At 68.6% G+C, this 7,655-nt stretch carries 6 protein-coding genes and 1 pseudogene; 3 read left to right on the top strand and 4 right to left on the bottom strand.

Translation table 11 applies throughout. From position 1 onward, the window contains the following. Window positions 1-193, bottom strand: a pseudogene (locus H0X00_RS19535) (hypothetical protein); the annotation flags it as partial. 548 nt (window positions 194-741) lie between these two features. On the opposite strand from H0X00_RS19535, the gene H0X00_RS19540 reads away from it, so the two are divergent. Further along, a complete protein-coding gene (locus H0X00_RS19540; RefSeq protein ID WP_293774093.1) occupies window positions 742-960 on the top strand; it encodes a ferredoxin in 219 nt (72 codons plus the stop codon). A 46-nt stretch (window positions 961-1,006) separates the two neighbouring features. Beyond that, the gene (locus H0X00_RS19545) at window positions 1,007-2,290 is read left to right on the top strand and encodes a cytochrome P450 (RefSeq protein ID WP_293774094.1); all 1,284 of its coding nucleotides are present in this window, start codon (window positions 1,007-1,009) and stop codon (window positions 2,288-2,290) included. A gap of 74 nt (window positions 2,291-2,364) precedes the next feature. On the opposite strand, the gene H0X00_RS19550 is transcribed toward H0X00_RS19545, so the two are convergent. The 3 genes from H0X00_RS19550 to H0X00_RS19560 form a co-directional block, all read right to left on the bottom strand. Next, complete coding sequence (locus tag H0X00_RS19550) at window positions 2,365-3,489, bottom strand: LuxR C-terminal-related transcriptional regulator (RefSeq protein WP_293774096.1); 1,125 nt, start codon at window positions 3,487-3,489, stop codon at window positions 2,365-2,367. Between the two features lie 52 nt (window positions 3,490-3,541). Further along, window positions 3,542-4,717, bottom strand: a complete 1,176-nt coding sequence (locus H0X00_RS19555; protein ID WP_293774098.1) for a TetR/AcrR family transcriptional regulator — start codon at window positions 4,715-4,717, stop codon at window positions 3,542-3,544. Between the two features lie 67 nt (window positions 4,718-4,784). Continuing rightward, window positions 4,785-6,332 (bottom strand): long-chain-fatty-acid--CoA ligase, encoded by a 1,548-nt coding sequence (locus H0X00_RS19560; RefSeq protein WP_293774100.1) that lies wholly within the window; start codon window positions 6,330-6,332, stop codon window positions 4,785-4,787. 77 nt (window positions 6,333-6,409) lie between these two features. Here H0X00_RS19560 and H0X00_RS19565 point away from each other — a divergent pair, with 77 nt between their 5' ends. Further along, window positions 6,410-7,591 carry a lipid-transfer protein gene (locus H0X00_RS19565; protein WP_293774101.1) on the top strand — a complete coding sequence of 394 codons (1,182 nt, stop codon included), beginning with the start codon at window positions 6,410-6,412 and terminating at the stop codon, window positions 7,589-7,591. The last annotated feature ends 64 nt before the right edge of the window (window positions 7,592-7,655 follow it).

Raw genomic sequence — 7,655 nt, forward strand, 5'->3', positions numbered from 1 at the left:
CGTCGGAGCCCGGCGCGCCTGGGACGACAGCGGTGTCAGTATCGGTGGGAAGGTCCGTCACCGCGGTGGTGGTGTCCGCCTGGGTCGCACCAGGGTCGGCCGCGGTGTCGATGGCCGCACCACCGCATCCCGCGAGGAGCGTGATGCTCGCGGTGAGGGCGATCAACGATCGCCGCATGCTTCGAACGGCCATCTAGGCCTCCGATCGGAAGATGTCGGCGACGAGCGCCGAGTTCGCGAAGTTACGGACACCGGTCCGGACGTTGGTGCTCTCGACCTGCTGTCGAGGGGAGGCGGTCATCGCTGACTCTTCTCTTTGAAGGACGACGGGGATCCGGGACCGGCTGTGCTGGAGCGGGGTGGGGGACTGGGGGCCTCCTGCAGCGGGCGCGGGGGGGAGAACGTGGCGTCAGCACTCGCGCCGACAACAGACCCGCTCAGGATGCGGCCAGACGTGACGCAAATCATCCATCTTCATGCGGCAAATCCTCATCCTTTAGGCGGACTGCTCTCCTCTCGACCGCACAGAGCGCGGCCCGGCACCGAGAGGGCACTGTGTGCACGCCCAGCGCTGACGTGCCGCAGACGGCCTGCGAAAGGTGAGGTGGACCCTCCTACCGGAGGTCCCTTTTCATCACACCGACGGATCGACCCATAGCATCCGATGGAGGATCGTGGCTCGGACGGAGGGTTCTTCTCCTATCCGCCAATCGCCAATCGCCAACGGAGGCGAGCGCTTCGATGCCCAACGCTCTGACAGGTCACCTGCGAGTCGAGGCGAACCGGGACCGGTGTGACGGCCACGGCCAGTGCCTGCTCGCCGCGCCGACGGTCTTCGACGTCGACGAGAAGGCGAACAAGGTGATCCTGCTGGACCCCGAGCCCGTCGAGGGCCTGCGCGCAGCCGTGCAACGCGCGGTCTCCATGTGCCCGATGGGGGCGCTCGAAATCGTCGGCTGATCGTCCGCCCCTCTTGCCCGTCCGCCTCGTGCGCGAAAGGAACGCCATGACCATCACCGCCCCCGCTTCCATCAGCACTCACGGTGAGATCGACCTGAGCGCGCGCAGCTTCTGGGCCAAGTCGGCGGCCGAACGGGACGCGGCGTTCGTTGTGCTGCGCCGGGAGAACCCCGTGCCGTGGAGCCGTCCGGTCGAGTCCGAACTGCTGCCCCCGGAGCTCAACACGCGCGGGTTCTGGTCGCTGACCAAGCAGGAGGACATCCGTGCGGCGAGCCGAAACCCGGCGGTGTTCTCCTCGGCCGACGGCGTCATCATGGAGAGCTTCGCCCCCGAGATGACCGAGTTGGTGCAGTCGTTCATCGCGATGGACGCGCCGCGGCACACGCAGCTGCGCGGGATCACGATGGACGCGTTCAAGCCGAAGAACATGCGCACCCTCGAGGGATGGATCCGGGGTCACGCCCGGGACCTCGTCGACGAGGTGGCCGGGCGCGGCGAGGGCGACTTCGCCGTGTTGGTCTCCAAGGTGCTCCCGGCGCGGATCTTCTCCAGCATGTTCGGCCTGCCCCCCGGCGAGATGAACGACCGGACGGTCGACGCGTGTCAGCGCCTTCTGGCCTACACCGATCCCGAGACCTGCGGTGACAAGAGCGGTCTGGAGATCCTCGCCGACGCGATGACGGACATCCACCTGACCGCCGCGGAAATGATTCCGGAGCGCCGGGAGAATCCGCGCGAGGACCTGATGAGTTGGCTGGCGAACGCCGAGTTCGACGGCGAAAAAATGACCGACGACGAGATCGGGGCCTTCCTGGTCATGGTCGGCGTCGCGGCCAACGACACCACCCGCCACGCCAGCGCGCAGGCGATCCACTTCTTCTCCCAGCACCCCGACCAGCGTCAGCTCCTGGTGGACGACGTACCCGGCCGCATCGACGGCGCGGTCGAGGAGGTCCTGCGGTGCTCACATCCGCTCAACCACATGCGACGCACCTTGACGGAGGACGTCGTCGTCCGCGGGCAGCAGATGCTCGCTGGAGAGAACGTCGTGCTGTGGTACTGCTCCGGCAACCGGGATGAGGAGGTTTTCGACGACCCGTTCCGCTTCGACATCGAGCGCAGCCCGAACCCGCACGTCACCTTCGGCGGAGGTGGCCCGCACTACTGCCTGGGCGCCGCGCTGGCCCGAACCACGCTCAAGTCCCTGCTCAGCGAGGTCTACACCCGCATTCCGGATATTCACGCCTCCGAGCCGGATTTCCTCATCGGGAACTTCAGCAACGGCATCAAGCGTCTGCCGGCCACGTGGACCCCCGAGAAGCCCCGGTGAAAACTCCCACCGCGGTGCCTGAACGCTCCGCAGCTCTGGGCGAGTCCGGCAACCGTGTCTGACGACCGATCAGATCATCTCCCGCGATCGGCTGAGTCGCGGGCCGCCCTCGCGCTCTCGCCGGTCAGCCGGTGGTACACCGCCGCCGCCTCGATGCGGTTGCGCACGTTCAACCGCCGTAGGATCCGCTGCACGTGGGACTTCACCGTTGCCTCGGAGACGACCAGCTGTTCGGCGATCGTGCTGTTGCTGTGCCCCGCGGAGAGCAGGCGGAGCACCTCGCACTCGCGGCGGGTGAGCACCTCGTGCAGCGAGGCGGGCGCGGCGATCAGCCCGGCGGTGGAGCGGGCCGATGCGAGCCCCGCGTCGCCCATCCGGACCAGTTCCAACTCGGCCTCGGCATGCGAGCGAACCACCGCTTCGGCGGAGGACAGCAGGCGCCGCACCTCGGTACCCTGCGCACGGAGGCGGTGCAGCAACGTCGCGCGCTCGTAGGCGAAGCCGAAGCCCTCGGCGAACGCGAACAGAGCGTCGCGGTCGAACTCGTCGACGACCCTGCCCGTGTGGCAGTAATCGGCGTGCAGGAAGCCGATCACCCGGCCCTCCGGGATGATCGGCGCCGCGACGTAGCTCGTCGTCTTGTAGAGGGAGGCCATCTCCGGGACGCCGGATTCCTTGGCGGCGTTTCGGACGATGAGCGGGCGCCGCCGGCGCAGGGCCTCGGTCTCGTTGGTTCCCATCTGGAGGGGCATGGGTGCCGCCTGGCTGGCCGCGAGCAGCTCGGCCGCCCACGACGGGTCGCCCTCGATGTAGACGCTCTCGGGCACCAGCGTCGAGCCGTCGACGCGCAACAGCACGGCCCGTTCGAAGCCGCAGGCCTGGCAGGCCTCCTTGGTCGAGCGTTCGAGCAGTTGCTCCGGGGACTCGATCGGGCGAAGCGCGACCATGGCGTCGTGCAGCCGGGCGAGGGTCTCGCTGCGCCGGTGCTGCTCCGCGGCGGCGCGCTCGACTTGCATCGACTGCAGCGAGACGAGGCCGGCGAATGCGGCGTTCAGGTTCGCGTCCACTGCGGGAAGCCGCCGTTGCAACTCCTCGATGAGCACGTCGATGAGTTCACCCGGGTCGGAGCCGTCCCGACCGAGCGCCCGGGCAGCCTCGACGGCCCGGGCGATCTGCACGTCGGCGTGCAACTCGCTCATCTCGGCAATCTACCCCAACAGGTTGTGCAGCCCGGACCCATCGATGCGTTCCCTACTGCTGCAGAAGCCAGGCCGCTTCGCGAACGGTGGTGCGCAGATTCGAGATCCGGCGCAGCCGGGACGCCCGGGCCACGTCGTTGGCCATCATCTGCGCGGCCTGCACCTTGATGCGGGCCACGGTGGGCGAGTCGGTCGGGTTGTGGGCCCGGGCGATCGCCACCCAGTCCTGGATGTAGGCACGTTGGACGTCGCGGACCTGCCGGCTTGCCGCCTCGTCACCCAGGTGCACCGACTCGGTGCTCAACGCCCCGATCAGGTCTGTCTGATCCAACGTCAGATCGACGTAGGCATCGCTGAGTCGGCGCAGCACGTCCGCCGGGCCGATGCCCTCGGAGCGCGCCACCCGCAGACTCTCCTGCAGCTGGTCGTGTCCGCGGAGCAGTCCCGCGACGAGGATGTCGTGCTTGCTGGCGAAGTGGTTGTAGATGGTCGGGCCGGCGATGCCGACCACAGCTCCGATGTCGTCGATGCTCGTGTCGGCATACCCGCGGCGGGCGAAGAGCGCGATCCCCGCGTCGATGATCTCGTCCGCCCTGGTGAGCGCCATCTTCCGACGCGCTCGGGGTTTGGTACCGGCGGGAGGCGGATCCATCAGCATCACTCGGGTCGCCAGGTCGGCGAGCAGCCGTTCGTACTGGCCTCGGGGCAGGGACAGGTGATGGAAGGCCACGCTGGTCATCGCCTGCAATGCGCAGGCGGCGAGAAGCTCCACCTGATTGGACGTCAGTTCAGGGCGGCAGGCCCTGAGCTCGCCGGCCAACCACGTGTTGATGTGCACGAACTTCTTGCCCAGCCGGCCGCGTTCGGCCTTGCCGAGGTTGCCGGACTCCCGTTGCCACAGCACCCCCAGGGCACGGTCGTCCAGAATGAGCGCGGCCAGGAACCCTGCCACCTCGGGCAGCTCCCCGGCGGGGGTCGTGGGCAGACCCGACGCCGCGCGCTCGAGGGCGCCGTCGATCGCGTCGTACAGCAGCTCGGCCTTGCCGGCGTAGTGGTGGTAGACCGCCGACGTGCCGACGTTGACCGCCGCGGCGACGTCGGCCATCGAGACATTGGCGTAGCCGTGCTGGGCGAACAGCTCGGCGGCGGCCGCGCGCAGGAGCTCACTGCGATTGCGCGGCCGGGTACCGCGGGCAGGAGCAGTCGCTCGCGCCGAGGGCGATGCCATGCGACCTCCCCACCCGAGCTCCGGCTTCGCTTGGCCGGACGTGGTCATTCTCGGTACTGCTCTGCGCTCATCCGATGCCGCGGCCCGCGGCGGGCCAGTACTTTGCCCGCAACTCGCGCTTGAGAATCTTGCCCGCGCCGGAGAGCGGCATCGCCTCGACGAACTCGCTGGTGCGCGGCGCCTTGTAGCCGGCGATGAGGGTCTTGCAGTGCGCCCGCAACTCCTCGTGCGTGGCGGCGGCGCCGGGGAACAGGACCACGACGGCGTGCACCCGCTCCCCCAACTCCGGATCCGGCACCCCGATGACGGCGCACTGGGCCACCGCCGGGTGAGTCGCGAGCGCGTTCTCCACCTCGGCGGAGTAGACGTTTTCCGCGCCGCTGACGATCATGTCCTTGATACGGTCGACGAGGAACACGTAGCCGCGCTCGTCCATGTACCCACCGTCCCCCGTGTGCATCCAGCCACCACGTAGCGCATCCGCCGTCTCCGCGGGCCTGTTCCAGTAGCCGAGCATCACGTTCCCGCCGCGCACCACGACCTCGCCCACCACACCCGAGGCGACCTCGTTGTCGTCGGTGTCGACGATCCGGACCTCGACGTTGGGTCCCGCCCGGCCGGCGGAGCGACGCAGCACCGGATCGGCATGCTCCTCGGGACGCAGGAAGGTGGCCATCGGCGCCAGTTCGGTCATCCCGTACGCCTGGGTGAACCGAACGCCGGGCAATGCCACTGCGGCGCGGGAGAGGAGGGCGTCGCTGATCGGGGAGGCGCCGTAGATCAGGCGCCGCAGGCTGCGCAGGTCGGCGTCGTCGACGCCGGGGGCGTCGATGAGCATCTGGATCATCGTCGGCACCAGCAGGGTGTCGGTCACCTGGTGCTTCTCGATCGCCTGCGCGACTGTGGCCGGGTCGAAGAACGGCACGATGACGTGGGTGCCGCCGAGGATGTTGCGGATCAGCACGGTGAACAGGTCGGCGAGGTGGAACATCGGTGCCGCGTGCAGGGTGCGCCCGTCGGCCTCGAGAAACTCGCCGGCGGCAGCCGCCGCCATCGCGGAGACCACCAGGTTGGCGTGGCTGAGCATGACGCCCTTGGGGTGCCCGGTCGTGCCACCGGTGTAGAAGATGCCGGCCAGCGCCTCCCCCGAACGTCGGGCATCGTCGACGGGCGGGTGCTCGGCAATCAGGCGCTCGTAGTCCAGCATGCCCTCGGGAGTGGGTCCGTCCCCGCAGTGCACCACAGTGCGCAGCCCCGGCACCTCCGCGCGCAACGCCGGCAGCATCGGGGCGAAGGCGTCGTCGACGAACAGCATGCTGGTATGGGAATCCAGCAGCGAGTAGGCGATTTCGCCGGGGCTCCAGCGGATGTTGACCGGGTTGACCACCGCGTCCGCCCAGGGCACCGCGAACAGGTACTCGAGGTATCGGTCGGAGTTCAGCGACAGGATCGCCACGCTTTCGCCCGACGCGATGCCGAGCGAGCGCAGCGCGCCGGCCAGGCGGGCGACGCGCTCCCGCGTCTCGCCCCAGTTCCGGACCCGGTCGCCGAAGATCGTCGATTCGCAGTCCGGGTTGTGCAGGGCGTTGCGCTGCAGATGCTGGGTGATGTTCATCGCGACCACTCCGACTAGTCAGGATTCAGTTAGCGTGACACAGTAACTGAATCACCGCTAGTGCAGGAGGTTGAAAGATGTCAGACAGAGCACGGGTAGCCGGGGTGGGGATGGTTCCCTTCGCCACGCCGAGCAGGGCACAGAGTTACGACGTGATGTCCGAGGCGGCAGTGCGATCCGCACTGGGCGACGCCGGGCTGGACTACACCGCGATCCAGCAGGCCTACGTCGGCTACGTCTACGGCGACTCCACCTGTGGGCAGCATGCGCTCTACGGCGTCGGGCTGACCGGCATCCCGGTGGTGAACGTCAACAACAACTGCGCCACCGGGTCCTCCGCGCTGTGGCTGGCCCGCCAGGCGGTCGAGTCCGGTGCCGCGGATTGCGTGCTGGCGTTGGGTTTCGAGCAGATGCGCCGCGGCGCGCTCGGCTCGCACTGGGACGACCGGCCCAGCCCGCTCGGACGTTTCGACGAGGCGATGGGCAGGCTGCAACCGCCGAGTGAAGCCCCGATGGCCGCGAAGTACTTCGGCGGCGCGGGCGAGGCCTACAAGGAGAAGTACGGCCTGGCCGACGACACCCTCGCGCGCATTGCGGTGAAGGCCCGCACCCACGCGGCGAACAACCCCTACTCGGTGTTCCGCGACCCGATCACCGTCGAGGACGTCCAGAACGCCCCGCACGTCTACGGCCCGCTGACCCGGCTGCACTGCTGCCCGCCGACCTGCGGCGCGGCTGCCGCGGTCCTGTGCACCCCGGCGTTCGCGGCCAAGCACGGCCTGTGCGCGGACGTGCAGATCACTGCTCAGGCGATGACCACCGACCGCCCGTCGAGCTTCTCCACGGACATGATGCGTCTGGCCGGTTACGACATGGCCCGCGAGGCCGCCGACCAGGTCTACGAATCGGCCGGGGTCGCTCCGGAGGACATCAAGGTCGTGGAACTGCACGACTGCTTCACGGTCAACGAACTGCTCACCTACGAGGCACTGCGGCTGACCCCCGAGGGGACCGCGGAGAAGTTCATCCTCGACGGCGACAACACCTACGGCGGCCGTGTCGTCACCAACCCCTCCGGCGGATTGTTGTCCAAGGGACATCCCCTGGGCGCCACCGGGCTCGCACAGTGCACCGAGTTGGTCTGGCAGTTGCGTGGCCAGGCCGGCCCGCGCCAGGTCGACGGCGTCAACGTCGCTCTGCAGCACAACCTCGGCCTCGGCGGTGCCGCGGTCGTCACCCTCTACGAAAAGGTGGCCTGAACATGCCCGTGAGTCCCGACGCGATCGGCCTGAAACTGGCGCCGATCAGCATGGACGTCGAACG

This window comes from Sporichthya sp., assembly GCF_013815995.1.
Classification (GTDB): Bacteria; Actinomycetota; Actinomycetes; order Sporichthyales; family Sporichthyaceae; genus Sporichthya.

What these genes read in the sequence shown, in the direction of transcription:
- H0X00_RS19540 (WP_293774093.1), top strand. Translation starts at nt 742, where the DNA reads ATGCCCAACGCTCTGACAGGTCACCTGCGAGTCGAGGCGAACCGGGAC.
- H0X00_RS19545 (WP_293774094.1), top strand. Translation starts at nt 1,007, where the DNA reads ATGACCATCACCGCCCCCGCTTCCATCAGCACTCACGGTGAGATCGAC.
- H0X00_RS19550 (WP_293774096.1), bottom strand. Translation starts at nt 3,489, where the DNA reads ATGAGCGAGTTGCACGCCGACGTGCAGATCGCCCGGGCCGTCGAGGCT.
- H0X00_RS19555 (WP_293774098.1), bottom strand. Translation starts at nt 4,717, where the DNA reads ATGGCATCGCCCTCGGCGCGAGCGACTGCTCCTGCCCGCGGTACCCGG.
- H0X00_RS19560 (WP_293774100.1), bottom strand. Translation starts at nt 6,332, where the DNA reads ATGAACATCACCCAGCATCTGCAGCGCAACGCCCTGCACAACCCGGAC.
- H0X00_RS19565 (WP_293774101.1), top strand. Translation starts at nt 6,410, where the DNA reads ATGTCAGACAGAGCACGGGTAGCCGGGGTGGGGATGGTTCCCTTCGCC.